Genomic DNA, 24,938 nt, shown 5'->3' on the forward strand with positions numbered 1-24,938 from the left:
TCATGACAGCGCACCCTCGACGGCGGGAATGGCTGAGCTAACTGTTCGCTCGCATCGCACGCTCATGCTCCGATCTTCCCCCAAATCAGCTCTGTGATGTCGCTTCCGGCCCGATGCGCCTTACTTTCGAATTTCGTCACGGGCCGGTCGAAGCCGATCGGAGCGGATTGGGCGAAGCTGTCGCGATCGCCGCCTGCGGCCTCGTTGAGGCCGATGAACTGCGGTTCCGCCGCGCCCACCTCGGCGATGTGCTCGGCGTAACCGGCATGGTCGGTCGCGACGTGCAGAATCCCGCCGGGGCTCAGGCGGCTGGCGATGAGCGTCATCGTGCTGGGCTGCAGCAGGCGGCGCTTGTGGTGCCGAGCCTTGGGCCAGGGGTCCGGGAAGAACACGCGAACCCCAGTCAGTGAATCCTTGGCAATCATGTGTTCGAGGACGTCCACCGCATCGCCGCGCAACAGCCGGATGTTCTCGATGCGCTCGCGTTCGATGCGCTGCACCAATTGCGCCAGACCCGGCTTGTAGACCTCGATGCCGATCAGATCGAAGTCCGGTTCGGCCTGGGCCATCGCGGCGGTCGCGGTGCCGGTCCCGCAGCCGATCTCGATGATCAGCGGGGCCTGCCGGCCGAACCAGGCCGCCGTGTCGAGCGCGTCGTCCGAGACGTCGCGGCCGATGCGCGGCCACATCCGCGCCCAGGATTGCTGCTGCGTAGCGGTGAGTGCGCCACGGCGAGAGCGGAAGCTGGTGACTCGGGGATGCAGGCGCGAGCCGGTCGGGTGGCCCGGTCCGGTGGGCTGGGCGGCGGCCGGATCCGGCGCGCCGGCGGCACGGTCGACCGCCGTCGATGCCGTGGACCGCGGCCCGGCGACCAGCTCTGCAGTGTGGTTCGCGGCGTCGTTCACGGCGTCCATTGTCCAGTATCGGATGATCAGCACAGCAGGCGACCGCGCAACCCTTCCCGGACGATTGATCAGGCCGCCAGCGTGCGGGCCGGCCTGGACTGCGGGCCCGACTCGCCGCGCAACGGGCGTCCCAGCACGACTCGCGTTGCGGTGACCGTCATTTCGAGCAGACCGCGCCAGCTCGACGAATCGGTCACCACCGACCAGACGGTGCGGGTGCTCGGCTCGGGGACCGCGCGTCCGGCGATCCGGTCGGCGAGCCAGTCCAGTGTCAGCGGCGTGGCCAGGGGCAGCAGGCTGAAATGTTCGCTGAGCCGGTCGCGCAGATAGGTGACGTTCGCGCCGCCGCGACGGTAGCGCGCGACTTGCTCGTCGATGGCTCGGACGTTGATGACCTGGTCGTTCACCGGCTGGATCATGAGCACCGGGCAGTTCGGGACATGGCCGCCCAGGCGCAGGTCGTCGAGCATCGCGCGCAGCTCCGGTTCGGCCAGCAGCTCTGCCAGCGGCCGGTCCAGATAGTCGCCGACGTCGCGGCCGGTCAGGCGGGGCAGTGCCAGCATCGGTGCGGAGCGGGCGGCCACGTCCAGCAGGCGGCGGCCCTCGGCGTTCAATTCGGCGTTCAGGATTTTGTCCAGCGCCGGGTAGAGCCGGCGCAGCGCGGCGATCATGATCGGCGGGAATCCGGCGAAACGTCCGCCGTTGAGATCGACGAACACCTGTCCCGGATCGCCGACCGGCGCACCGAGTACCGCGCCGACGATATCGAGTTCGGGCGCGTAGACCGGCGCCATCTCCACCAGCCAGGATCCGGCCATACCGCCGCCGGAATAGCCCCACACCGCGACCGGAGTCCGCGCGTGCAGGCCCAGCGGCGCGAAGCGCAGTGCGGCGCGAATGCCGTCCAGGGACCGGTAGCCGGGTTCGCGCGGCGCGCCGAAGTTGCCGTGCGGGCCCTCGTGATCGGCGATGCCGACCGCCCAGCCGCGCCGCAGCGCGCCCGCGACCAGCATCCATTCCAGCTGGGTGATCGAACCGGGCGCGACCGCGCCCAAACGCAGCGCATAGGACGGCGCGCACTGTTCGGCGGTCGCGTCGATCGCCGATTCGAAGGCCAGCAGCGGGCGTTCGACGTCCGGATCCGCGTCGGCGGGCAGCAGCACCGTGGTGATCGCGGCCTCGGGGTCGCCGTTCATATCGGTGCTGCGATAGAGCAGCTGCCAGGCCGAGACCTGTTGGGGGACCAGGCCGAACAGCCCGATTCGCACCGCACGGCTGCGCAGGATGGCGCCGGGTGCGTAACGGGTGAGGTCTGCGGGAGGGATGAGGAACGGATCCTGCGACGGCAGCAGCGGACGCGCCGCGTCGATCGTGTCCCGGACGCCGGATATCGCGTCGACCCGTCCGATGACGTCCTCGATGACGGTCATCGCAACCTCCTCACTGAGCCTGGTGACCAGGCCGTTTTCCCGCACCCGCCCGCACGGACCGGTGTCGGGCACAGCCCTGCCCCACGTCGGCGGTGCCGCCGACGGCCTCAGAGTAGGCGACCGGGTGATCACCCGAAAACCTCGCCACACCTGAATTGTGCTGTCTCTCAATAAAACAGCCGCCATCCGAGGCCGATTCCCGATTGCGTCCTGTGATCAATGACACAACATTCGCTGATTGATGCTCCGGATTCGTGCCTCGGGCGTGTCGGAGATCACCGGGATCCGCGTTTCGCGGGCAGGGGATGACGACGTCGGGCGCGGCGAAATCCTGGATGCACGGAGACGGGGTGCGAAGGCGGGAGTGTCCGGGTGCTGCGCCAGTGCTGAATCGGTCGCACATCGTGTTCGGATCCGCACCCTTTCCAGGGTTCGGGAGCAGGGCGTTGTCGTCGCGTCGGGTGCGGGTGCGGACGGAGGTTTGACGGGGTGGGTTTCAGGTCCGATATTCGGCGGGGTAGATACGGTGGTCCGTGCCGACAATCCGGGTGAGTTCTGCGAGAATTGCCCGCCGGAAGGGGGTAGTACCGTGCCGACAGACTCCGCGGCAACCAGGCTGGTCGCCGAACAGGGCGGACCCGCACCGGAACTCGACCAGTTGATCGCGAATCTACGCACGGGTCCGGGGACCGATCCGCGGGTGGCCGAACAGGTCGCCGCCGCCGCGAGCGCGTGGCGCCGCCCGGTGCGCATCCAGGTCACCGGCCGCGCGGGCGCGGGCAAATCCACTCTGCTGCAGGCGCTGGCGCTGATGTCGGCCGAGGAGACCAGCCCGGTGGACGAGCCGGGTCATCCGGATCCGACCCTCGACGCCGATCTGCTGGTCTACGTGTTGTCCTCGGCGCTGCAGCCGGGGGACCGCGCCGTGCTGTCCCGGTTGCCGCGCGATCGGACCGTGGTGGTGCTGAACAAGGCCGATGCCGTCGGTTCCCGCTGGGCCGATGCGGAGGCGGCGGTGGGCCAGTGCGCCTACGAGATGGGCATGGCGACCCTGCCGGTGGTCTCCGAGCTGGCCGTGCGGACCAGGTCGGGCACGCCGTCGCAGGAGGATCTGACCACGCTGCGGCGGCACACCGCCACCACCGATCCGACCTTCACGCTGACCGCTGAACTGTTCTGCTCCCCGGATTTCGGGCCCGACACCGCCGAACGCGAGGCGGTGATCGCGCGCTGGGGCCTGTTCGGGGTGTCGACCGCGATCTCGGCGCTGGCGCGCGATCCGGATCTTGGCCCGCAGACGATGCGGCAGATACTGCACGCGGTCAGCGGGATCGATGCGGTCCACACCCTGCTGCACCGGCGGTACGAGCGGTCCGCCGAGCAGCGCGGCGGCGACTTCCTCGACGAGCTGGCCCGCCTGGCCGCGCGCGCCGGCGGCCCGGGTGCGGGCCGGGCCCGGGACCTGATCGAGGACTATCTGTCCGGTGACGAGGCCCTGTGGACCGGTCTGCGGGCCGGACTGGCCTGTCCGGAGGTCCTGCATCTGGCCGCGGGCTATCCGTCGGCGTATCCGGCCGACGCCGATGACGCGATCGCTCGCGCTCAGCGCTGGCGCGCGGTGGTGTCCAGCGATATGCCCGCCGCGGCCCGCCGTGCCGCGCTGCGCGCGCACAACGGATACGTCCGGTTGTTCGAGCGGATGAGCAGTGCCGGACTCTGACCCGCCCGCGAGTTCCGCCCCGGCTCCGCTCTCGCCGGAAGTAGATGCGGTGGTCGGACGCTGGAATCCGCAGGGTGCGGCGTTGCTGCGCGCCGCGAGCGGTCCCCGGGACGCCGGGTCTGCCGCCGTGCTGCCCGCCCCCGAGGCGGTCGCGCTGATCGGCCCCGCCGATGCCAGCACCCTGCTGCTGCGCACCGAGCTGGCCCGTTTCGAACCGCGCATCGCCCTGACCGATCCGATGGTGGACCCGGGCGCCGCACCCGCGGTGGCGCTGCTGCTGCTCGACGCCGGCGCCGCACTGGGCGCCAGCACGCTGAACGCGGTGTCCCGGCTGCGCTCGGGCGGCACCCGAACCCTGTTCGCCATGAACAACACCCACGCCTACCCGGACTGGCGTGCGGTCCTGGATCGCAACACCGCCCTGCTGACCCAGGTACTCGGCGCGGACCCGGTCATCGTGCCGGTCTCGGCCCGCTTGTCCGTGGCCGCGCGCCAGTCCGGCGACGCCGCGCTGCTGGACCGGTCCGGCCTGGCCCAGCTGCACATCCGGCTGACCGCGGCGGCCGGCGCCGACGGCGGACCGGACCGCTGGGCCGCGGTCCTGCACCGAGTGCTGGCCGACACCCGGCAGCGCATCGTCGACCAGTCCGCCGAACTGAATTCCGGGACCGAGGTCGCCCGCCTGCGCGAGGAACGCGCGACGCTGCTGGCCGCCCGCGACGGTGGCCGGGCCCAGGCGATGTCCGCACTGCGCAACCGCATGCATCTGGCGCGGATGGATCTGCTGCACGACGTCGGCGCCCGCGTCCGCGCGCTGAACGCCACCGCCAGATCCGACCTCGACCGCCTGGGCCGCCGCGCCACCAAGACCTACCCCGCGGATCTGCAGCAGTCGGTGAATCAACTGACCGCCGAGCTCGATGCCGTCCTCGCCCAGCGCCTGGCCGATCTGTCGCGGCAGCTCGAGGCGGCGACAGGTCCCACCCCCGACGCGCCTGCCCGGCCCCCGGTGCCCCGCACCGATCCGCCGCCGCGGCTGGGTCCCGATCCCGAACCGCGGCACCGGGGTGTGGAAGATCACCTGATGATCGCGCTGGGCGCCTCGGGCGGATTCGGTCTGGGTCGCCTGGCGGTCGCCCCGTTGACACTGGTCCCGGCGCTGAACTACGCGACCATTCCGGTCACCCTGCTGCTCGGTGCGGCCGTGGCCTACTGGGTGGTGCGCACCCGCGGCCATATCGCCGATCGCGCACATATCCGTCAATGGGTCTCCGACGCTCTGGTGAACGTCAAGGCCCAACTCGAACAGCGGGTGTCGACCGCACTGGTGGAGGCCGAATCTCAGCTCACCGATCAGGCGGTCCGTGCGACGACCACGCGCGTGGTCGAAAGCGATCGTCGCGTCGCGGAATTGGAGTCGCGAGTGCGAGAGCTGAATTCTCGCCAGCCCGCACAACTGGCCGCCTGCCGACGTGATCTACAGCTCCTCGATTCCGTGCACACGCAGCGCTGACGAACGCGGTGAACGTAGTCGATCTTCGCGTCGCCGTGAGTTCGCTGCTAACTCGGCCATAACTCCTGGGCCAGCATATTTCTCGGAAACAGACGTTTCGTGATATTCCTCGCGGCCGCGGTTGGAGAAGATGATGTCAGGGTACCGAGTGAGCAACCCCATTCCGTACTCACCGTCACATCGCGTTAACCTCTTTACCTAAGGAACATCGGCATCCGCTCCTTCTCATATGCCACCCCTGAAGTCGGCGAGACGGAACGGGTGCCTACCGCCAATGGTGGCAGTTCCGGTGTCGTGAGCTGTTCCGGCTGCCCGCTCACAGCACCCCGGCCACCCATCTCAGGAGAGTTTTCATGACCTCAGTGACCATTCCTGGTCTTGACGGATCCGATGGCACCGCACCTACCGAGCACGCGGGGCTGCTCGCCTGGGTGCGGGAGGTCGCAGAACTCACCCAGCCCGAACGGGTGGTGTGGGCGGACGGCTCCGACGCGGAGTGGGACGCGCTGACCGCCCAGCTCGTCGAGGCCGGCACGTTCCAGCGGCTCAACGACTCGAAGAAGCCCAACTCCTTCCTGGCGCTGTCGGATCCCTCCGACGTCGCGCGGGTGGAGTCGCGCACCTACATCTGCTCGCGCACCGAGTCCGAGGCCGGCCCGACGAACAACTGGGTCGATCCGACCGAGATGCGGGGGACCATGACCGAGCTGTACCGCGGCTCGATGAAGGGCCGCACCATGTTCGTGGTGCCGTTCTGCATGGGTCCGCTGGGCGCCGAGGATCCGAAACTGGGTGTGGAGATCACCGATTCGGAGTACGTCGTGGTCTCGATGCGCGTGATGACCCGGATGGGCAAGGCCGCGCTGGAGAAGCTGGGCAAGGACAAGCCGTTCGTCAAGGCCCTGCACTCGGTCGGTGCGCCGCTGGCGCCGGGCCAGGCCGACGTGCCGTGGCCGTGCAACGACACCAAGTACATCACCCACTTCCCCGAGGATCGCGAGATCTGGAGCTATGGCTCGGGTTACGGCGGTAACGCCCTGCTGGGCAAGAAGTGTTACTCGCTGCGTATCGCCTCGGCGATGGCGCACGACGAGGGCTGGCTGGCCGAGCACATGCTGATCCTCAAGCTGATCTCGCCGGAGAACAAGAACTACTACGTCGCGGCCGCGTTCCCCAGCGCCTGCGGTAAGACCAACCTCGCGATGCTGCAGCCGACCGTGCCGGGCTGGCGCGCGGAGACCCTGGGCGACGACATCGCCTGGATGCGTTTCGGCGAGGACGGCCGCCTGTACGCGGTCAACCCGGAGTTCGGTTTCTTCGGTGTCGCCCCCGGCACCAACCACAACTCGAACCCGAACGCGATGGCCACCCTGGAGGCCGGAAACACCGTCTACACCAACGTCGCGCTGACCGACGACCACGACGTCTGGTGGGAGGGCCTCGAGGGCGAGCCCGATCACCTGATCGACTGGAAGGGTAACGACTGGTTCCTGCGGGAGACCGAAACCCTTGCCGCGCACCCGAATTCGCGTTACTGCACACCGATGTCGCAGTGCCCCACGCTGGCGCCGGAGTGGGACGACCCGCAGGGCGTGCCGATTTCGGCGATCCTGTTCGGCGGGCGGCGCAAGACCACCATTCCGCTGGTGACCGAATCCTTCGACTGGCAGCACGGCGTGTTCATGGGCGCGACCATGTCCTCGGAGCAGACCGCCGCCGCCGAGGGCAAGGTCGGCAATGTGCGTCGCGATCCGATGGCGATGCTGCCGTTCATGGGCTACCACGTCGGTGACTACATGAACCACTGGATCAACCTGGGCAAGAACGCCGATGCCACCAAGTTGCCGAAGATCTTCTACGTCAACTGGTTCCGGCGCGGCGAGGACGGCCGCTTCCTGTGGCCCGGTTTCGGCGAGAACTCGCGCGTGCTGGAGTGGATCATCAACCGCATCGAGGGCAAGGCCGAGGCCGAGACGACCGCGGTCGGCAATGTGCCCACCGCCGCGCAGCTCGATCTGGAGGGCCTGGCGGTGGATGCGGCCGATGTGGACGCCTCGCTGAAGGTCGATCTGGACGAGTGGCGCCGCGAGATTCCGCTCATCGAAGAGTGGTTCGAGTTCGTCGGCGATAAGTTGCCCTCCGGCGTGCGTGACGAATTCGAGGCACTCAAAGAGCGTCTGGGCTGAGTCCCCGCCAAATACCCCGGCCGCCCGCATCGTCTTGTCGACGGTGCGGGCGGTTTTTCGTGTACTGGTACGCCCTCGCGAGCCGTATGGCGCGCGGTGTGAGTTTTCACATCGGTGTAGTAGGGGCCGGATGGGTATGAAACGGGCGGCGGTGCCTTATTCTCGAATGTGTTCTACATCTCATGTCCGACCGGTTCGATTGCGGGAAATTAACTAATCGGCTGAACTGAATGCCTCGCCGTCTCGGCGGAACATTTCCGTCCCACGTCGGCGCAGGCCGACCATGGAGGTGCGTGGGCATGACCGAGCTGGAGTTCGATTCGCCCGTCGTTCCGCGGACAGCCGAGTTCGAGCTGTCGGCTGCGAGTACGCCGATGCGCCGGGCCGCGCGGCAATTGCAGGCGGCGTTGCCTGACGGGTGGGAGGTCGAGGTCGTCGATGCCCCGCGTCGGCCGGGTCAGGTTTCGGCCGCGATGTTGCGGGTGCAGACGCCGAAGTGATGCTCTCGCGTCACAGCGGCCACGCTGGTTACCTCCAGGCATCCCGAGTCCCGAAAGCCTACCTGCCGGTTCGCTTTTCATAGAACGCACTATTGCGTTTCGCCCCTCGACGGAGCATGCTGATAACTAGCTGCTTTGGCCGATTTTACAGATGCAATTGCAGGGGAGTCCGAGTCGTGGCGGTGCAAGTAGTCGGTAGATCGTTGATGACCAGTGATCAGACGCCGCACCAGGCGAGATCCGTCGGCACCGGCGGGTGGGTCGTATCCTTCCTGCCCGGCCGCACGCTGACGCTCGAACAGGCGACGGCCGCGCTGCAGGCCGCCGAGGCGGTTGCTGCGGTGCGCGAGTTGTCCTGCTCGGTGGGGCTCACACCGCTGGAAACGGTGGGGTTGGCGATGCAGGAACCGCCGTGGCCCGAATCTCAGCAGGCCGTGGGGCGCAGGTTCTGGCATCGCTGGTGAGTGCGGCGGCAACCTTCGCGCGGTTCAGTGCCGGAGCACGGCGCGGGTCATCGTTTGACCAGGACCACCACGAGGTTGCTGACCAGTAGTTCCCGGATGCCCGGTACACGCACCAACCACCAGGCCCAGCGCGGGTGGTAGCGCGGGAAGACGGCCGGCACGTCCGCACGTTCGCTCGCCCGTGCCGCCCAGCGCAACCCGTCGGCGGCGCGCACCGCGAACAGTGAGGTCCCGAAGCGATTCTTCGGCTCGCGACCGGTGCGACGCCGATACCGCCGGGCTGCGTACTCCCCGCCCAGATAGTGCCAGGGCCCGGTCTCGTGCCCGCCGAACGGACCTGCCCACACGGTGTAGGACAGCATCATCAGACCGCCCGGTCTGGTCACCCGGAGCATCTCCTCGGCCATCCGCCACGGGTGCGGAACATGTTCGGCCACGTTGGAGGACAGGCAGATATCCACCGCGTCGTCGCGGAACGGCAGCGCCATTCCCGAACCCCGGACCGCGCCGCGCACGGTCAGACCCGCGGCGTGCATCTCGGTCGGATCCGGCTCCACCGGAACATAGCGCGCACCGGCCGCGGTGAACTCGTCGGCGAAGTAGCCCGGTCCGCCGCCGACGTCCAGCACCGTCGCGCCGGTCAGCGAACAGCCGGTGTGATCGCGATAGAAGTCGCCGATCAGCTCGGCGGTATCCACGGCGATCCCGCCGTAGAACAGCGCCGGATCGGTCTGCTCGAATCGGAAACTGCCCAGCAGACGCAGTGATCGGCGCAATGTCGCGCGCCGGGCGAAGCTCGGGGATTCTCGCCTGCCGAACGCGGTGGCGCGGCGGGGGAGTGCGGCGGTGACGCGGCGTTCAGGGGTGGGACGCGTTCCGGATCGGTCGGCTCGAAGCATGGCTCTTCAAGTTTTCCACAGTGATCCCACAACCTCGAGAGCGGATCCGGCCGCTAGGGTGGAGCGGATTGTCACCTCATCCGTTCCGATAACCACCTGGAGTGCGCAGTGCTCGACCCCGGACCTCGCGGGCCGTCCGCGGCGACTCGAGTCGCCGAAGTGCGCGAAGTGTTGCTGCTGTGCTGGCGGGACACCGGCCATCCGCAAGGGGGCGGCAGCGAACGGTATCTCGAGCAGGTGGGGGCGCAACTCGCCGCGCGGGGAGTGAAGGTGACGCTGCGTACCGCGCGGTATCGCGGCGCGGCGCGACGCGAGCGGGTCGACGGGATCGAGATCAGCCGGGCCGGTGGGCGTTTCACGGTGTATCCGCGGGCGCTGGCGGCGATGCTGCTCGGGCGCATCGGCCTGGGACCGTTGCGTGACGTGCGGCCGGATGCGGTGATCGACACGCAGAACGGCATTCCGTTCTTCGCCCGTGCGGTGACGCGCGCGCCCGCGGTGGTGCTGGTGCATCACGGACATCGGGAGCAGTGGCCGGTCGCCGGGCACTGGGTAGGGCGGGTCGGCTGGTGGATCGAATCACGGCTGTCGCCGTGGGCGCATCGCCGCAATCAGTATCTGACCGTCTCGCTGCCCTCGGCGGAGGAACTCGCCTCGCTCGGGGTGGGCCCGTCCCGAATCGCCGTGGTGCGCAACGGCGCCGAACCCGTCCCGGCGCAGGTGCCGACCGGTGCGGCGCAGACCCGGACGCCGCATCCGAGCATCGTGGTGCTCTCCCGGCTGGTGCCGCACAAGCAGATCGAGGACGCGCTCGCCGTGGTGGCTGCCCTGCGGGGCCGGTATCCGGGGCTGCACCTGGACATCATCGGTGACGGCTGGTGGGCGGAGAACCTGAAGATCCGTGCGCACCAACTGCACATCGCCGGGTCGGTGACCTTCCACGGCCACGTCGACGAGGCTCGCAAACACGAATTGCTCTCGCGCGCATGGGTGCACGTGCTGCCCTCGCGCAAGGAGGGCTGGGGGCTGGCGGTGATCGAGGCCGCGCAGCACGGGGTGGCCACGGTCGGGTACCGCAGTTCGCGCGGGCTCACCGATTCGGTCGTGGACGGGGTGACCGGGCTGCTGGTGGACGATCCGGAGCAGTTGAGCGAGGCCGTCGGCGAGCTGCTGGCCACCGCCGAGACACGAACGGTCATGGGGGAGAAGGCTCGTGCTCGTGCGCGCGAGTTCTCCTGGGAGCTGACCGCGAACGGCGTCCACGAGGTGTTGTCGGCCGCTGCTCGCGGGGAGTACGTCAGCGGTCTGGTCGCTCCGCGCGTCCGGTACGCCGAATAGGCCATCGGCCGTACACCGCGGTCAGCACGCCGGTCAGGAGTAGCAGCGCCCAGGCCAGATGTGCGATGGTCGCGATGGATCGGTGCAGGCCATGGGATTTCGCCGACATGCCGCGCGGTTGCGGCACTCGGTACAGGCTCAGATCGTGGTCGGTGTACACGGTGGTCAGCCGGTCCAGGGTAGCTCTCGAATCACCGAGCGGGCCGGGTGAGGTGTGCTCCACCAGCACCCAGCCGACTCCGTGCGCCGCGAGTTCGTCGGGTCTCGCACCGCTCAGCAGCAACTTCTCGACGATCCGGGCCCGTGAACCCTCCCCTGTGACGGTGCCGCCTCGCACCGGCAGCTCCCCGGTCTGTAGTACGTCGCGCGGCAGCATTCGTGGCGCCGGATCGAGAACGGGAACCCTTCCGCTGTAGGGGAATTCGCGAAACATCCCGCCGGGCAGCACCGCGACGTCGCCGGGGCCGTCCATCCGCTGGGCAACCTGCTGCCACCCCGCCGGGTACTGGACCGCCCGCATCGCGCCACCCACGCCCCACGCGAGATCCGGCAGTACCACGATCAACAGCGCGATGAATACCGCTGCAAACCAACCTGTTCCGGTGCGGTCATCTGCGCGCGTAGGTTCGGCTGCCTCACGCTCTCGCGCTGCTTCGCCGTCCCGTGCTGCCTCACCCTCTAGCGCTGCTTCGCCGTCCCGTGCTGCCTCACGCTCTCGCGCTGCTTCCCCGTCTTGCGCTGACTCCCCGTCCAGGGCTGTCTCTCCGTCTTGCGCTGCTTCCCTGCCTCGCGCTGCTTCCCCGTCTTGCGAGGTGTCGCCCTCCGGTGCTGTGTCGCGCTCCAGTACAGCATCGGGATGTGCTGCGGGGCTGTGGTGTTCGGGGATTTCTGTACTGCGTTCCAGGGTGCCGCCGGGGGGATTCATCGGCGAGGGATGTTCCGGGACGTTCGGCTCCATGAGTGCCGACCGAACCCTGGCGGCGATCGCGTGACAGCCCGCGGCGGCGCACAGGGTGAACGCGGGCATGGCGAGTGCGACGTATTTCTGTGTGTCGCGGAACAATCCGGCACCGGGGATTCGGGTGACGAGGAATTGGCCGACGTGCAGTCCCCATCCGGTCGCACCGAGCGCCGGGAGCACGATCACCACCGCCGCGAGAATCAACAGCGCTCGCCGGATATAGCGGGTGGCCGCATCACCGGGTGCGGCGACGCGGCGGATTCCGGCGGCCACGATGAGGAACAGCACCGCCGTACCCACCAGCGCGAACACCGTTGTGCGCGAGCCGGGTACGGCCTGCGCATTCCAGATTCCGCCGAGCCCGGCCAGGCTGCCGATCGTGCCCAGCCCGGGTTCGGCACGCGCGGCGAAGGCGGTGATCCCCGCCGGATCCGAAGGCTCGGCCCCCGTCCCCGACAACGCGACCGCCACCAACCACGGCGCCGAGGCGACACACCACAACCCCAGCGCCCCAACCAGATTCCGCCGACCGATCACCACGAATGCCACACAGCCCGCGAGCAGTGCCCCGGTCGGCGTCAACCCCGCCGCAGCCAGACAACCCCCCAACACCGCCCACGCCCGAAACCCCGGGCCGCGCACATTCATCCGGCCGCGGGCACCTGCCCCGACGTGCTCGTTGCTCCGGCGGCATGCGCCCGCTCGGATGTGCGCGCCTGCCCGGATATGCCCGCCCGCTTGGTTGTGGTCGTCCGCCCGGTCGTCTTCGTCCGCTTGGTTGTGGTCGTCTGCCCGGTCGTAGTTGTCTGCCGCGCGGTGCACGTCCGCAGCATCACGCCCGATGCTCGGATCCGGTTGTGCCGCAACGGTGAGCTTTTCCGTTGCACGCCGCCGAATTCCGTATGCCGCCAGTACGGTCCACGGCAGGGCGGCGTATCCGGCCAGCAGGCTCCAATGTCCCTGGAGCAGCCGTTCGGCCACGTAGGGGTTCCAGACGGCGATGGTTGCGGCCACCAGCTGCGGTCCGACCGGGACGTCGAGCAGTCGCCGGGCCAGCGCGGCCGCACCCCATCCGGCGGCCCACAGTGCGGCGACCAGGATCGCCTTCACCACGATCCCGCCGTCCACGACCGACGACACCGTCGCGAGCAGCCAGTCCTGCGGCACGGCCCGCGGCGCGGCATCCCCAAGCCCCAGCGCCGAATCGGTCGGATAGGACCGCGGCGTACTCACCCCGTCCCGCAGCAGCAGGTACCCCGGCCCGAGCAGCGGCCCCACCACCACCAACGCCAGCACCAGGCTGTACCCGGCAGGCCAGATCCGGTCCCACCGCACCTCGCGCCCGCGCCCAGTCACGCTCAGCCACCCTACGTTCCCACCCCGCACCCGCCGGCCCCACCCACACCTGTCAGCGCACCCCGCCTGCCGATCCACCCACACCTGTGAGCTCACCCTGCCTGCCGATCCACCCTGCCTGCCGATCCACCCCGCCTGTCGGTCCACCCCGCCTGTCGGTTCGGTCCGCCTGTCGGTTCGGTCCGCCTGTCGGTCCGGCCCACCTGTCGGTCCGGCCCACCTGTCTGTTCGGTCCACCTGTTGGCCCGGCCCATTTTGTCGGTTCGGCCCATTTTGTCGGTTCGGCATATCTGTCTGCCTGACTGGCTGGCTCTTCAGCCTGGCCGGTCTTTCTGTCGGTCTGGTCCTCCTGCTCGATCGGTCCTTCTGTTGGTCCGGCCCCCTTGTCCGGCCCGCCGGTCGTCGACCCGGTCCATGCAGGCTGATCGTTCGATCGCCCCGACCGCCGCGATGGTCTGGAGGTCAGGCCGGTCGGAATGACGATCGAGTCGTTCTCTCCTTCGTGGCGAGCCATGAGGTGCCGCGTCTCCGACGCGCGTGGCACGACCCGCCGGTCGGCGGTGGGTCCGGATAGGTCCTGCTGTCCGGTATCGAGCAGGTGCATCTTCGTGAGCGGTACGAATTACCGGAGTGCGGCGCTCGTCGGTTGATTTCGGAGTGCGGGTGTCGGCTTGCTGCTGGGATCGCGGGCGCGATCCGGCGATGCGGCGCGGGCCGCGTCGGCGCGGGGAGGGTGGGAGGTGGCAGCATGGCGGGATGTCCGGTGTCCGTCGTCTGCCCGCTGTCGCGGATCTGACATTGGTGACCGCTGGGGCGATGACGGCGAATGTGGCCGGGTATCTGCTGCAGTTGCTGGCCGGGCGATGGCTGGGGGTGGCGGGGTACGGCGAGTTCGCGAGTCTGCTGGCGGTGCAGCTGCTGTGCGCGGTTCCGGCATTGGCACTGCAGAACGTCGTGGCGCGTGAGCTGGTGCGCGGTGCGCGGGTGGCGACGGTGCGGGCGCTGGGGTGGTGGTGCGCGGCGGTCGTCGCCGTCATCGCGGCGGTGCTGGTGCCGGTGGTGAGTGCGGTGCTGCACGTCGGTGCGGTCGCGGCCGCCGGTGCGTTGCTCGCCGCACCCGCGCAGGTGCTGCTGTCGGGTGAGCAGGGAATTCTGCAGGGCGGCCGACGTTTTCGCGCCTTGGCGACGGTTCTCGGCGGTGCCGGCGTCGCGCGGGTCGCCCCGGCTCTGGTCGTACTCGCGGCGGGTGCGGGCGCTGCCGCCGCGCTGTGGGCCGCGGCCCTGGGCCTGTTCGTCGCTGCCATGGGCGCTCGCTGGGCTGCTGTTCCGGTGGTGAGCACCCTCGACACGGACCCCGGCGGTATCGAGATCGGCTCCCGTGACGGGAGTTCGGTCGGCGCGGATGCGAGTTCCGCCGACTCCCCACATCGTGATCGCGCATACGCGGGCCGCGGAAGCAATCTGCGGGAAGCGACGACGGCCGGTCCATCCGCGGCTGCCGCGATGGACTCCCGGGACGCGTTGCGGATCCGCGCGGGCGGTCTGGCGGTGTTGCGGGCCGTGCAGGTGCAGGCGGCGTTGATGGCGATGTCCTCGGCGGATCTGATCGTGGCGCGGATCGTGCTGGAGCGGGACGACGCCGGACGGTATGCGCTGGGTGCGATCGCCACGAAGATCGCGTTCTGGCTGCCGCAGGCGGTCGGTGTGGTGTTGTATCCGCGGATGGCGCAGCCGCAGTATTCGGCCCGCGCGATCCGCGCCGCGCTGGGCGTGCTGCTGGGTGTCGGCGTCGCGGCGGTGGCGGGTGCGACGGTTCTCGCCCCGTTGGCGCCGTTGCTCGCCGGAGGTGACTATGCCCCGATCGAGGGCTGGCTCTGGTTGTTCGCCCTCGACGGCGCGCTGCTGGCCCTGCTGCAGGGCGCGCTGCTGTCGGCGATCGCGCTGGACCGCACCGCCCCGGCCGCGATCACCTGGATCGGACTGGCCGTCGAGGTGGTTGCGATCGCGCTGTTCGCCCACACACTTCCCGTGCTGATCGGCACCTCGACGCTCGTCGTCGGAGTCGTCGCGGTACTGATGATCGTGGTGGTGCTACGCGCGGCCGCTCGCAATCACGATATGCCGGTTCACCATTCGGCCTGATCGCTGCACAGCGCGTGCCACGCAACGAAAAGCCGGTGGCTCCCCACTGCACGGGGAGCCACCGGCGAATCGTATTGCTCTACCGGGTCATTCAGGTGTTCCGCGGCAGTTTGATCTGGGTCGTCGGCTGATCGTTGACATTGAACCCGGACCCCGGACGCGGCTCGGCGCTCTCACCGCCCTTGGGGTTCTTCGGCCGCACCAGACGTCCCGGCTTCTCGCTGCCGCCGCCGCGCAGGCCGAACACCAGGCCGGCGATCAGCAGGATCACGCCTACCGCGCCCAGGATGATCGGCAGCGTCCGCCCGTACAGGGAGAGCTTGTCCATATTGTCCTTGGCGATCGCGATCTGCGAGTTCACCGTGTTGTCGTCGAACACCAGCGTCGACTGCAGCGCGGTGACGTCCGGCTTGGCGCCGTTGCGCGCGTAGTACATGTGGATCTGCTCGGAACCCTTGATGATGGTGCCGGTCTGGGGCTCGACCCACAGGTCGCGGGTGTTGGTGTAAAAGCGATCCATCGTGACGGGGGTGTCACCGCCGGGGATGCCCCACTTGGAGGCGGGCAGGCTCACCTGGTTGCTGGTGGTGGCGACCACCTTCGACAGATCGGTTGCCGGGATCTTCTGCTGGAAGTGGTAGACCTTCAGGTCGTTGATCTCGGTCTGGTCGACGAAGTCGATATCGAACGACTTGCGCGCGTTGATGTCGAAGTACGGGTACGTCTTCTTGTCGGTGCCGATCGGGAACCGGTACTGCAGGCCGTCGTGCTGGACCGGGTCGGCGATGCTGTTGCCGTTGCTGTCGGTGTTCACCGCGATCGAGCCGTTCGGGTCGTCGTCGACCGGCATACCGGTCTTGCGGTTGATGGTGACCCGGTCGATGACCGCCGACAGCAGACCGGTGTCGCCCTGGGCGTCGATGTTGCGCAGGGTCTGACCGGCCTGGATCGTCATCTGAGTTTTGTCCGAGGGATCCTCGACGGTCAGATACCGCTGCGAGATCAGCCGTACGTTGGAGTTGACCTTCGCCGCACCGGTGCCCGAGGTGAGCGACTTGATATCGAGGACCTTGCTCGGCGCATTCGCGTCATTCGGTGCGATCGTGGTGATTTCCAGGTCGAGGGGAGTCTTGGCCAGCTGACCGAGGGTATATGTTGGGATGAGTACCGCCGCGACGATCAGCAGCGCGCCCAGACCCACGAGCACGCAGGCCACCGTCCTTCTGGTACCGGCACTGAGTGCCATGCAAACTCTCCTCGTCGTCGTACCAAGCAGTTCCGAGTAACGCTGTGGTCACGGCGTAGCACTCGTGAGCCCCGACACTAACAGTCCGCACCCCTCGAGCGCCGATCCGAGCCCGGAAACATCCCGAATCCCGGTGCGGATACCCACGCGGCAGACTGGAACCCGATGACCACGACCATTACCACGCCCGTCACCTCGGCCGAACCCCGGCCCGCGGCGGCGCGCGGGTTCGTGCCCGCGCTCGAGGGTATGCGCGGGCTGGCCGCGCTGGGCGTGGTGCTGACCCATGTCGCGTTTCAGACCGGCGCCTCGGAAATTCCGCTGCTGGGCCGTGTGTTCGAGCGATTCGACATGGCGGTTGCGGTGTTCTTCGGGCTGTCCGGATTTCTGCTGTGGCGACCGCATGCCGCCGCGGCCCGCGGCCTGGGGACCGCGCCGTCGGCGGGACGTTATCTCCTGCATCGGGCCGCGCGCATCCTGCCCGCCTACTGGGTGGTGGTGTGCGCGGTGTTGATTCTGCTGCCGACGGCGGCGGATTCGGCGGGGCGACGGGTGTGGGTGGCGAATCTGGCGTTGATCCAGGTCTTCGTGCCGTTGACGCTGACCGACGGGCTGACCCAGATGTGGAGTCTGTCCGTGGAGATGGCCTTCTATCTGGTGCTGCCGCTGCTGGCCTTCGCGGTGGTGTGGTTGCGCGGGCGGTCCGCGCGGTGGCGTGCGCCGATCGTGCTGGCGCTGGGACTGATCAGCCTGGGCTGGAATCTGCTGCCGGTGCCCACACCCAACGCGATCCACGCCGACAACTGGCTGCCCGGCTATCTGCCCTGGTTCGCGGCCGGAATGCTGCTGGCCGAACTGGTCGAGACGCCCGTCGCGGATCCGTCGCGGTGGCGTCGGATCGCCGCGAACCGCTGGGTCATGTGGTCGCTGGCGTTGATCGCCCTGCTGGCCTCCTCGACCGATCTGGCCGGACCGGACGGGCTGGCGCGCGGCGCGGCGTGGCAGTACGTGGCGAAGATGGCGCTGGGCGCGCTGATCGGGTTCGGCCTGCTCGCGCCGCTGATCCTGGGCCGGCACCGGCATCGGTGGCTGGAGAGCCGGCCGGCCGCGGTGATCGGGCGTTGGTCCTACGGCATCTTCATCTGGCATCTGGTGGTGCTGAGCGTGGTGTTCCAGATATTCGGCATCATTCCGTTCCACGGGATGTTCCCGCAGGTGCTGGTACTGACCGTGCTGTTCACCCTGCCGCTGTCCGCGGCCGGTTACGCGCTGATCGAGGAGCCGGTACGGCGCTGGGTCCGCCGCCGCGTCGGCTAGCCCTTCCGCCGGACCGCGACCGCCGCGACGCCCAGCGCGACAACCGCCGCCAGCGCCGGGAACTGCACCCACAGCGACCCGCCCATATATCCGTCCGGTGACCGCCACGGTCCGGTGGACAGCGCCGCGGCCGAGATCATCGTCCCGATTCCGGCCACCGCCACCAGCACTCGCGTCGTGATCCGCGGGTACCACCACTGCGCGATGAAACCGATTGCGGCCAGCACGATCGCGACCGGCCCGGAGATCAGGAACACCGCCAGCGTCAGGCCGATCATGGCCGGTATCCGCAGATTCCAGGTGCGGGGGGCCGGAGCGTCCTCGGCCGAGGTTGCCCGGGGAGGTTCGGCTGCTGATTCGTCGGCAGCCGAGGAGCTTTCGCCTGAACTCGAATCATCCTGCGCAGCAGCATGCTCCGCCGGCCGGAGTGCATCGACATGCGACGTCTCCGGTGGTTCTCCCTGCGTGCCAACCTCTTCCGTGCCCGTGCCCGTGCCCGTGCCCGTGCCCGTGCCCGTGCCCGTGCCCGTGTCGTGGCCGGGAGCTGGTGTGCGAGCGGACTTCCACCAGCGGCGGGGGCGGGGGAGAGCCAGGGCTATCACTGGGAGCAGCAGGAGCAGGCCGCCGAAGATGGCGAGGCGGTACCAGCGATCGATGGGGAAGTCGATGGTGACAGGGCCCCGGGCGGTGGCGGGCAGCAGCCAGGCCTGTTGCCAGCCGTCGACGACGACGGGGGTGAGTTCGTGGCCGTCGGCGGTGCGGGCGCGCCAGCCGACGTTGGTGCTCAGCGGGAGGACCAGTAGCCGGGTGCCGGGGGGAGCCGCGATCGGGTGAGGGGTGAGATCGGTTCGGGGCAGCCGCAATTCGTCGACGGAGAACAGGTCGGTGGGTGCGACGGTGAGGTCGACGTCTCCGGTCGGCAGTGCGACCGAGCCGGATCCGTTGGCCGGGTGATCGTTCGCCGGTGCGGTCTTTCCGGTCGCGGTCACCGTGTCGATATCGCAGACCTTCGCGGGAACCGGTGCGCTGGTGAGCAATTGGTGCGCGGTCGCGGTGATCGTGGTGTGCACGAGATGTCCCGCCACCGCGACGGTGGGACCGTGCGCGCAGTCGACGGTGACCGGTCGGTCGCCGCGTGCGGGCGGCGGATAGTCCGGCCCCAGGACGTTCACCTCGGCGATTCCCGGCGGCTGCTGCTGATCGAAACCCAGTGCGGTGCGGTCCAGTACGGCATTCCAGGTGGCGATGCTCAGTTCGATCCGGTCGGTGACGTGGGGGTGCAGCGGGATCCGGATCGGCCGACCCGCCGGTGCGTCGGGGTCGAGCTTGCGAGTCTGCGGTCCGTCGCCGAGATCGACCGCGACCGAGGTGGGGCGGGCGGGCAGCGCGCCGCGCGGCGGGGTGATCTCGACTCCGTCCACCAGGGTCGGCGCGGGCAGTTCCAGGGTCAGGGTCGGCTTGGGGCCCGCGGGATCTCGCACCGTGTCCTGCGGGGCGATCCAGCTGGTGCTCGGATCGCCGTCCGTGGCCGCGAAGGCCGAGCCGCGCAGGTCGCCGACGTCGGCCTTACCGCGCGCGATGGGTCGGTCGTGATCGGTCAGCAGTGCTTCCAGCGCCGGGCCCTGCCGGGCGCGCACCATCAGTTGCGGGGTGACCTCCATCGGTGACGGGACGTTCAGCGTGCGTTCGAAGGCGCCCGGTTCCTCCGGCGGGAGCGCGAGTCCGTTACTGCATCGAACTCGATCGGGCCCGTCGAAACAGCCACTGCGCCCGGGGAATTCCTGCCCCAGACTCCAGCCCTGCACCTGTGTTCCGGCCGGGACCGGGGGCAGGACGGTGCGGTGGCGGATCGCGACGGGCACCGGTGCGTTCCGGTTCGAATAGTCCTGCAGCGAGACCTCGGAGATGCCGAATTGTCCACCGAGACTTCCGGTCTCGGTTTCGATCGCGGTGATCTTCACCCATCCGGTCAGGCCCGGTGGTAGTGAAACGGACACGGGCTCACCGGGTTTGCTGACGCGTGCCGCCGTCGTACCGTGCGTGGTGCGCACCTCGACCAGGCCCACCGGATCGCCCAGTGCGGCCGCGCTCGTGGTCACCTGCAGCACCCCCGCCTTGATCGGGTGCTTCAGATCCAGCCGAAGCCATTGGCCCACAGCGTGTTCGGCACTGTTGCTCAGCCACGCGGTGGACGGATCGCCGTCCACGGCCGCGGCGGTGGAACTGCCCGGCGCCGTGCCGCCCAGCTGGGTCGCGTCGGCCGCCGAACTGGATGCGGTGATCGTCGCCCCCGACCACTGTCCCTGGACGCGCGGCGTTCCCGGAACGGCGTAATCGGGCACCAGATTTCGGGTCCGCCGGGCATCGGTCGGTGCGCGCAGCGCCGAATTGTGATTGTCGACGCGGCCGAAATCCGTCTCGCGATCCATCGGAGTATCGGTGAGAGTCGTTGTGCTGCCTGATAACCCGGCTCGCGCCGCATCGGTGGACAGCAGCACCGGCCCGTTCGGCGCGGCGGCATCGCGCCGCAACCGTTCGAGCACCTCGGGCCCGCCCTGCACCACCGGCACCGAGTTCAGCGGCACCGTATAGGCGCCCGGGAACGACTCGGGCGCACCCCGCCCGCTGTGGACATCGGCCTGCTCACCCGGATGCGGCGCACTCACCCGATATATCTGGATGGCCGGATAAGACGGTCGCAGATCCCCGTCGGAGACCAGCCCCTTGCCGTGCGAGGCGACGATCTCGTCCCCGAATTCGGCCACCTTCGTCAATCCGGGCGAGCCTTCGATGGCCTCGTGGACCAGCAGTGGCCGGGTCGAACGGGAGGTGTCGGGGTCCAGATCGTTGCGCAGCACCAGAATTCCGATGCCCTGATCGATCAGCGTCGATGCCAGTCCTGCCGACGGGCGTCCGTCGGCGATCAGCCGCTGCACCGAATCCATGGCCCGGATCGTGCCGGGCGGGGTGAGCGGGATGGCGTCGCGCACCGCCCAGGGCGTTCTGGCCAGCGCCTGCAACGGTTCGTCGCGGGTCAGTCCCCAGATCTGACTGGCGAACGGCGCGCCCGGCACCACCAGGGCGCGGGTGTTCGCGGCATGGTCGGCCAGCCAGTCCGCGGTCTGGGTCCAATAGGCCGGAACCCGGTCGTACGCGCCGCGCGGGGCCAGCTTGCCGGTCCACGCCAGCGAGGTGGACAGTGCCAGGGCGCACAGGATCAGGGCCGCGACCGCCACCATCTTCTGCCGTTCCGGATGCGCGAAAGCGCTGCGCCACACCGGCATCGGCACGGATCCCGGCAGCGGCACGCGATGCAGCAGATGAGCCAGCCCGACGATGAGCGGAATCCGGATCAGCGGTTCGAGCTTGTGCACATTGCGCAGCGGCGCCCCGCCGGAGTCCAGGAACACGCGCACCGATTCGGCGAACGGCCCGCCCAGATCCCCCACGTACCCGGCACAGATCCCGACCAGCCCGAGCATCAGGATCAGCACGAACCGTCCACGGTGCGGCATCGACCGCAACGCCAGCCCGGCCATCCCGGCCGCGGCCAGCAGCCCGGTCGCCAGCACCGCCGCGGGCTGGGTGACCAGCACCGCGCCCGCGATTCGTTCCGGCGAGACGAACGGGGTCCAGCTGTCGGTCCCGCGCAACACCTCGCCCAGCGAGGCCCATTCGGTGGTGACCCCCGAGGATTCGATGTAGTCCAGGAACGGCGGACTCACCCTGCCGAGCATCAGCAGCGGCACCACCCACCACAGCGTCCCCAACGCCAGCAGCGGAATCCAGGCCCGGGTGAACCGCCACCACGCCCGATTCGGCTTGTACGCGGCCCACCAGATCAGTGCGGGCAGAAAGGCCGCCGCCGTCGCGACCGCGTTCACCGAACCCATCAACGCCAGCGCCAGCGCACTACCGGCCGGTGAAAGCGCGCCGTACCGGCGACGTATCCCCTTGCGCACCTTGACAACACGACCCAGCGCGGCGGGCGCGAGCAGAACCCAGGGGGCCAGCATCATCGGGAGCGTCTCCGAGGAGATCGATCCCAGGGTGGTCAGCACCCGCGGCGACAGGGCGAAAGCCAGTGCCGCGACGATCCGGGAGCCGCGGCTGCCGATGCCGAGCACCTCGCACAACCGCACGATGCCCCAGAACCCGGCGAGAATCAGCAGCGCCCACCAGATTCGCTGCGTCACCCAGGCCGGAAGACCCAGCGTGTGTCCGAGGACGAAGAAACTGCCGTGCGGAAAGAAGTAGCCGTAGGCCTGATTCTGCACCTGCCCCATGGGAGCCTGGCTGCTCCACAGATGCGCGGCACGCTGCAGGAAACCCAGCGGATTCTGGGCGAGATCGAATTTGGTGTCGGCGACGGTGAGGCCGGGAGCCTGCAGAAAGGTCAGCAGGAATGCGCCGACGACCGTGCCCGCGAACCAGCGCCGCCCCAGCGGCGCATCCGGATCGGACTCAGTGGTGGCCGGCGACTCAGCGGCTGCCGTACTCAACGTTGTTGAGCAACGATGACGACTGGTTGCCGCTACGGTCCACATCGGGCCGCGAATTCTGCGCCGCCGCAGCCGTGACCACGAACACCGCGACCGCGCCCAGCACGGCTCCGACGACAGCGCTCGCTACCCCGGGAACGGCAAACTTCATCGCGGTACTCCCATACATCGACCTGTACGTATCCGCGTCAACCTACCATCTTGACTTCAGTGAAGTAGATGCACTTGCCTATAGGCACATTGCCCCGGGTAAGTGAGCGGCTGGCGGCCTCCGCAAGCTCCGGCGGGAGTAGCTCTGTATTTTTGGCCTCCGCTTCGCTGCGGTGGGTTTTCGGCGCTGTAAGGCTCGTCGCTGCGCCCTCGAGACTCGGCCTTCGGCCATGCGCTTCGAGGGCGCAGCGACGAGCCCGCGCCGAAAACCTTTGTTGTTGGCCTTGTTGAGCCTTTCGCTTCGCGGGCGACTTCCAGCCGAACAGAGACGCTTCGCCGCTGGGCGCGTTATGAGAGCGCGTAGGTCGCGGGGCAATCGAGCGCGGCGAATTACACAGGGCAGTTGAGGCTGCCCAGGAAGGTTCTGAGTTTGGCGGTCGTCTCGTCCAGTTCGGCGCGGGGGTCCGAGGCCGCGACTATGCCGCCGCCGCCGAAGGCGCGCACGGTGCGGCCGTCGGGGGAGAGTTCGGCGCAGCGGATCGCGACCACCCATTCGCCGTCGCCGCGGGCATCGCACCAGCCGACTGCGCCGCCGTAGAAGCCGCGGTCCTGCTCGGTCGCGGTGATGGTGTCCAGGGCCAGGTCGGTGGGGGTGCCGCAGACCGCGGGGGTGGGGTGCAGGGCGCGGGCCAGGTCGAAGGCGGTGGTGTGCGGGTCGCGGACCCGGCCGCTGATCGGCGTGGCCAGATGCCACACCTCGTGGGTGTTGGTCAGTTCGGGGCCGTCCGGGACGGTGAGTTCGCACAGCGGGGCGAGTTGCTCACGGATCCAGTCGATGACGAACGCGTGCTCGGCACGGTTCTTCGCGCTGGCCAGCAGCTCTCGCGAGCGCTCGGCGTCCAGGTCGGGATCGGGATGACGCGCGATCGTCCCGGCCAGCGGGCGCAACGTCACCGTCTCGCCGTGCCGGGCGACCAGAACCTCCGGCGTGGCCCCGACCAGCGTGGCCCCCGGCCGTCCGGCGGGACTCAGATCGACGGCGAAGACGTTGGCCCGGGGATGTCTGCTCAGCAGCTGCGCGGCCACCACCTCCGGATCGAGCGGCTGGTCCGCCTGCACCAGCACCGAACGCGCCGCGACCACCTTGCGCAGCGGTTGCGAACGATCCGAGAGCTGTTCCACGAGCTTCGCCACCCGCGCGATATGCTCTGCGGCACTGGGAATTTCGGTGATCAACCGAACCTCGGGCAGCGGTGGCACCGCCGCCGGACGCCACGGCCCCGCGGTGTGCTGCGCCCGCTCGGGCACGCACAGCGCCGCGGGGTTACGCGGATCGAACGGCAGCGCCCCGACGATCAGCTCGGCCGTCCCGCCCGCAAGCTCGGCCGCGGCGGATTCCGCGTCGTCGAATGCGCACCGGACCCCCGCGGTCCGTACGACACCGCCGGGCTGAGCGAGCAGAAATCCGTCCATAGTGCCTCGACGATAGTCGGCCGGACAGTGCGCGGACCCCGGGTGGGGACGCACCTCTCACTGTGATGCGCGGCAACCCGACTCGGCGAGCGCGCGATCAGGGGCATTCGGCATGTCGCCCCGGCGGGACCAGCAGGATCGGCCGGTGGCAGTGCTTGAGCACGGCCTCGGCGACGCTCGAGTGCAGCAGCGCCCGGATACCCGTCGCGCCGCGGGTGCCGGCGACGATGATGTCCACGTTCAGGTCGTCGGCGACGTCGACGATGGCGTTCCAGATCGTCGAGGTGCATTCGGCGGTGCGCGGTTCGGCGTTGAGCCCGGCCAATTTGGCCAGCCGCACCCCTTCGGCGTTGATCTGTCGCGCGTCGACGTAGGCGATGTCCTCGATCTCCTCGTCGGAGACCCATTCGGGCTGGACCACGCCGGACATTCCGGACAGTCGCGCGGCCTGGCGGACCATCGGCTCCCAGGCGGTGAGCACGACGGCTTTGGGTGCGGCCAGGAATCGCCCGGCGTATTCGACGGCTCGCTTGGCATTCTCCGAGCCGTCGTAGGCGATGAGCATCAGATCGCAGGGCATGGGGGACCTCCTGGGTTCCGGCGCCTCGACTATGTCGTGAGAATACCCGTCCGAGTGGTCCGGAACAGGGATGTCAGGCCCTCTTGCCAGCGCGAATGCGCGCCGGGTCGGTGGCTGCGGTCCGCGCATCGGTGGCCGGTCGCCGTCGGTCGCGGTAGGGTCCCGTCCGGCGAGGAGCTCGATCCCACTGACAACGCGAACGGTCGGTATGTCGACGACATGTGCTTTCGTTCTGCATAATTCGCTCACGGTTCAC

The 24,938-nt window shown here is 69.0% G+C and carries 17 protein-coding genes; 8 read left to right on the forward strand and 9 right to left on the reverse strand.

The window, feature by feature from the left end:
- Positions 1 to 62: 62 nt before the first annotated feature.
- Together trmB and K7711_RS21380 are read right to left on the reverse strand one after the other, a co-directional pair.
- A complete protein-coding gene (gene trmB / locus K7711_RS21375; RefSeq protein ID WP_222971178.1) occupies positions 63 to 914 on the reverse strand; it encodes a tRNA (guanosine(46)-N7)-methyltransferase TrmB in 852 nt (283 codons plus the stop codon).
- A 59-nt stretch (positions 915 to 973) separates the two neighbouring features.
- Positions 974 to 2,335: a lipase family protein gene (locus K7711_RS21380; protein WP_222971179.1), complete on the reverse strand. Its 1,362-nt coding sequence runs from the start codon at positions 2,333 to 2,335 to the stop codon at positions 974 to 976.
- Positions 2,336 to 2,924: 589 nt separating this feature from the next.
- On the opposite strand from K7711_RS21380, the gene K7711_RS21385 reads away from it, so the two are divergent.
- From K7711_RS21385 to K7711_RS21405, 5 genes are all read left to right on the forward strand, one after another.
- Positions 2,925 to 4,055, forward strand: a complete 1,131-nt coding sequence (locus K7711_RS21385) for a GTPase family protein (protein WP_308014860.1) — start codon at positions 2,925 to 2,927, stop codon at positions 4,053 to 4,055.
- Positions 4,042 to 5,568: a hypothetical protein gene (locus K7711_RS21390; protein ID WP_222971180.1), complete on the forward strand. Its 1,527-nt coding sequence runs from the start codon at positions 4,042 to 4,044 to the stop codon at positions 5,566 to 5,568. The genes K7711_RS21385 and K7711_RS21390 overlap by 14 nt, the downstream gene beginning before the upstream one ends.
- Before the next feature lie 353 nt (positions 5,569 to 5,921).
- Positions 5,922 to 7,754 carry a phosphoenolpyruvate carboxykinase (GTP) gene (locus tag K7711_RS21395; protein WP_222971181.1) on the forward strand — a complete coding sequence of 611 codons (1,833 nt, stop codon included), beginning with the start codon at positions 5,922 to 5,924 and terminating at the stop codon, positions 7,752 to 7,754.
- Positions 7,755 to 8,053: 299 nt separating this feature from the next.
- Positions 8,054 to 8,254, forward strand: a complete 201-nt coding sequence (locus K7711_RS21400; RefSeq protein ID WP_222971344.1) for a hypothetical protein — start codon at positions 8,054 to 8,056, stop codon at positions 8,252 to 8,254.
- Between the two features lie 206 nt (positions 8,255 to 8,460).
- Entirely contained in the window at positions 8,461 to 8,718 is a 258-nt protein-coding gene (locus tag K7711_RS21405) for a hypothetical protein (protein WP_235747518.1), read from the forward strand.
- Positions 8,719 to 8,765: 47 nt separating this feature from the next.
- Here K7711_RS21405 and K7711_RS21410 read toward each other — a convergent pair whose 3' ends face one another.
- Positions 8,766 to 9,617: a class I SAM-dependent methyltransferase gene (locus K7711_RS21410; protein WP_222971182.1), complete on the reverse strand. Its 852-nt coding sequence runs from the start codon at positions 9,615 to 9,617 to the stop codon at positions 8,766 to 8,768.
- A 159-nt stretch (positions 9,618 to 9,776) separates the two neighbouring features.
- Here K7711_RS21410 and K7711_RS21415 point away from each other — a divergent pair, with 159 nt between their 5' ends.
- Positions 9,777 to 10,955 (forward strand): glycosyltransferase family 4 protein, encoded by a 1,179-nt coding sequence (locus K7711_RS21415; RefSeq protein WP_222971183.1) that lies wholly within the window; start codon positions 9,777 to 9,779, stop codon positions 10,953 to 10,955.
- On the opposite strand, the gene K7711_RS47705 is transcribed toward K7711_RS21415, so the two are convergent.
- The gene (locus K7711_RS47705; RefSeq protein ID WP_504740509.1) at positions 10,915 to 13,251 is read right to left on the reverse strand and encodes a hypothetical protein; all 2,337 of its coding nucleotides are present in this window, start codon (positions 13,249 to 13,251) and stop codon (positions 10,915 to 10,917) included. The two genes, K7711_RS21415 and K7711_RS47705, sit on opposite strands and share 41 nt — an antisense overlap.
- Before the next feature lie 777 nt (positions 13,252 to 14,028).
- Here K7711_RS47705 and K7711_RS21425 point away from each other — a divergent pair.
- Complete coding sequence (locus K7711_RS21425) at positions 14,029 to 15,414, forward strand: polysaccharide biosynthesis protein (RefSeq protein WP_222971184.1); 1,386 nt, start codon at positions 14,029 to 14,031, stop codon at positions 15,412 to 15,414.
- A 91-nt stretch (positions 15,415 to 15,505) separates the two neighbouring features.
- Here the strand turns inward: K7711_RS21425 and pgfA are convergent, their stop codons facing one another.
- Positions 15,506 to 16,660: a cell envelope lipid trafficking protein PgfA gene (gene pgfA / locus K7711_RS21430; RefSeq protein ID WP_222971185.1), complete on the reverse strand. Its 1,155-nt coding sequence runs from the start codon at positions 16,658 to 16,660 to the stop codon at positions 15,506 to 15,508.
- Positions 16,661 to 16,825: 165 nt separating this feature from the next.
- Between pgfA and K7711_RS21435 the strand changes: the two genes are divergently transcribed.
- Positions 16,826 to 17,977, forward strand: a complete 1,152-nt coding sequence (locus tag K7711_RS21435) for an acyltransferase family protein (protein WP_222971186.1) — start codon at positions 16,826 to 16,828, stop codon at positions 17,975 to 17,977.
- On the opposite strand, the gene K7711_RS21440 is transcribed toward K7711_RS21435, so the two are convergent.
- From K7711_RS21440 to K7711_RS21455, 4 genes are all read right to left on the reverse strand, one after another.
- Positions 17,974 to 22,479, reverse strand: coding sequence for an alpha-(1->3)-arabinofuranosyltransferase (locus K7711_RS21440; protein ID WP_235747519.1), 4,506 nt, complete (start codon positions 22,477 to 22,479; stop codon positions 17,974 to 17,976). The genes K7711_RS21435 and K7711_RS21440 overlap by 4 nt on opposite strands.
- Complete coding sequence (locus K7711_RS21445) at positions 22,460 to 22,630, reverse strand: DUF2613 domain-containing protein (RefSeq protein WP_083896113.1); 171 nt, start codon at positions 22,628 to 22,630, stop codon at positions 22,460 to 22,462. Before K7711_RS21445 ends, K7711_RS21440 begins: the two co-directional genes overlap by 20 nt.
- A 389-nt stretch (positions 22,631 to 23,019) precedes the next feature.
- The gene (locus K7711_RS21450) at positions 23,020 to 24,102 is read right to left on the reverse strand and encodes an isochorismate synthase (RefSeq protein WP_222971188.1); all 1,083 of its coding nucleotides are present in this window, start codon (positions 24,100 to 24,102) and stop codon (positions 23,020 to 23,022) included.
- A 97-nt stretch (positions 24,103 to 24,199) separates the two neighbouring features.
- Complete coding sequence (locus K7711_RS21455) at positions 24,200 to 24,682, reverse strand: universal stress protein (RefSeq protein WP_040829099.1); 483 nt, start codon at positions 24,680 to 24,682, stop codon at positions 24,200 to 24,202.
- Positions 24,683 to 24,938: the final 256 nt, after the last annotated feature.

The organism is Nocardia coffeae (genome assembly GCF_019890715.1).
GTDB lineage: Bacteria > Actinomycetota > Actinomycetes > Mycobacteriales > Mycobacteriaceae > Nocardia > Nocardia jiangxiensis.

What these genes read in the sequence shown, in the direction of transcription:
- trmB (WP_222971178.1), bottom strand. Translation starts at nt 914, where the DNA reads ATGGACGCCGTGAACGACGCCGCGAACCACACTGCAGAGCTGGTCGCC.
- K7711_RS21380 (WP_222971179.1), bottom strand. Translation starts at nt 2,335, where the DNA reads ATGACCGTCATCGAGGACGTCATCGGACGGGTCGACGCGATATCCGGC.
- K7711_RS21455 (WP_040829099.1), bottom strand. Translation starts at nt 24,682, where the DNA reads ATGCCCTGCGATCTGATGCTCATCGCCTACGACGGCTCGGAGAATGCC.
- K7711_RS21445 (WP_083896113.1), bottom strand. Translation starts at nt 22,630, where the DNA reads ATGAAGTTTGCCGTTCCCGGGGTAGCGAGCGCTGTCGTCGGAGCCGTG.
- pgfA (WP_222971185.1), bottom strand. Translation starts at nt 16,660, where the DNA reads ATGGCACTCAGTGCCGGTACCAGAAGGACGGTGGCCTGCGTGCTCGTG.
- K7711_RS21405 (WP_235747518.1), top strand. Translation starts at nt 8,461, where the DNA reads ATGACCAGTGATCAGACGCCGCACCAGGCGAGATCCGTCGGCACCGGC.
- K7711_RS21450 (WP_222971188.1), bottom strand. Translation starts at nt 24,102, where the DNA reads ATGGACGGATTTCTGCTCGCTCAGCCCGGCGGTGTCGTACGGACCGCG.
- K7711_RS21395 (WP_222971181.1), top strand. Translation starts at nt 5,922, where the DNA reads ATGACCTCAGTGACCATTCCTGGTCTTGACGGATCCGATGGCACCGCA.
- K7711_RS21410 (WP_222971182.1), bottom strand. Translation starts at nt 9,617, where the DNA reads ATGCTTCGAGCCGACCGATCCGGAACGCGTCCCACCCCTGAACGCCGC.
- K7711_RS21425 (WP_222971184.1), top strand. Translation starts at nt 14,029, where the DNA reads ATGTCCGGTGTCCGTCGTCTGCCCGCTGTCGCGGATCTGACATTGGTG.
- K7711_RS21400 (WP_222971344.1), top strand. Translation starts at nt 8,054, where the DNA reads ATGACCGAGCTGGAGTTCGATTCGCCCGTCGTTCCGCGGACAGCCGAG.
- K7711_RS21435 (WP_222971186.1), top strand. Translation starts at nt 16,826, where the DNA reads ATGACCACGACCATTACCACGCCCGTCACCTCGGCCGAACCCCGGCCC.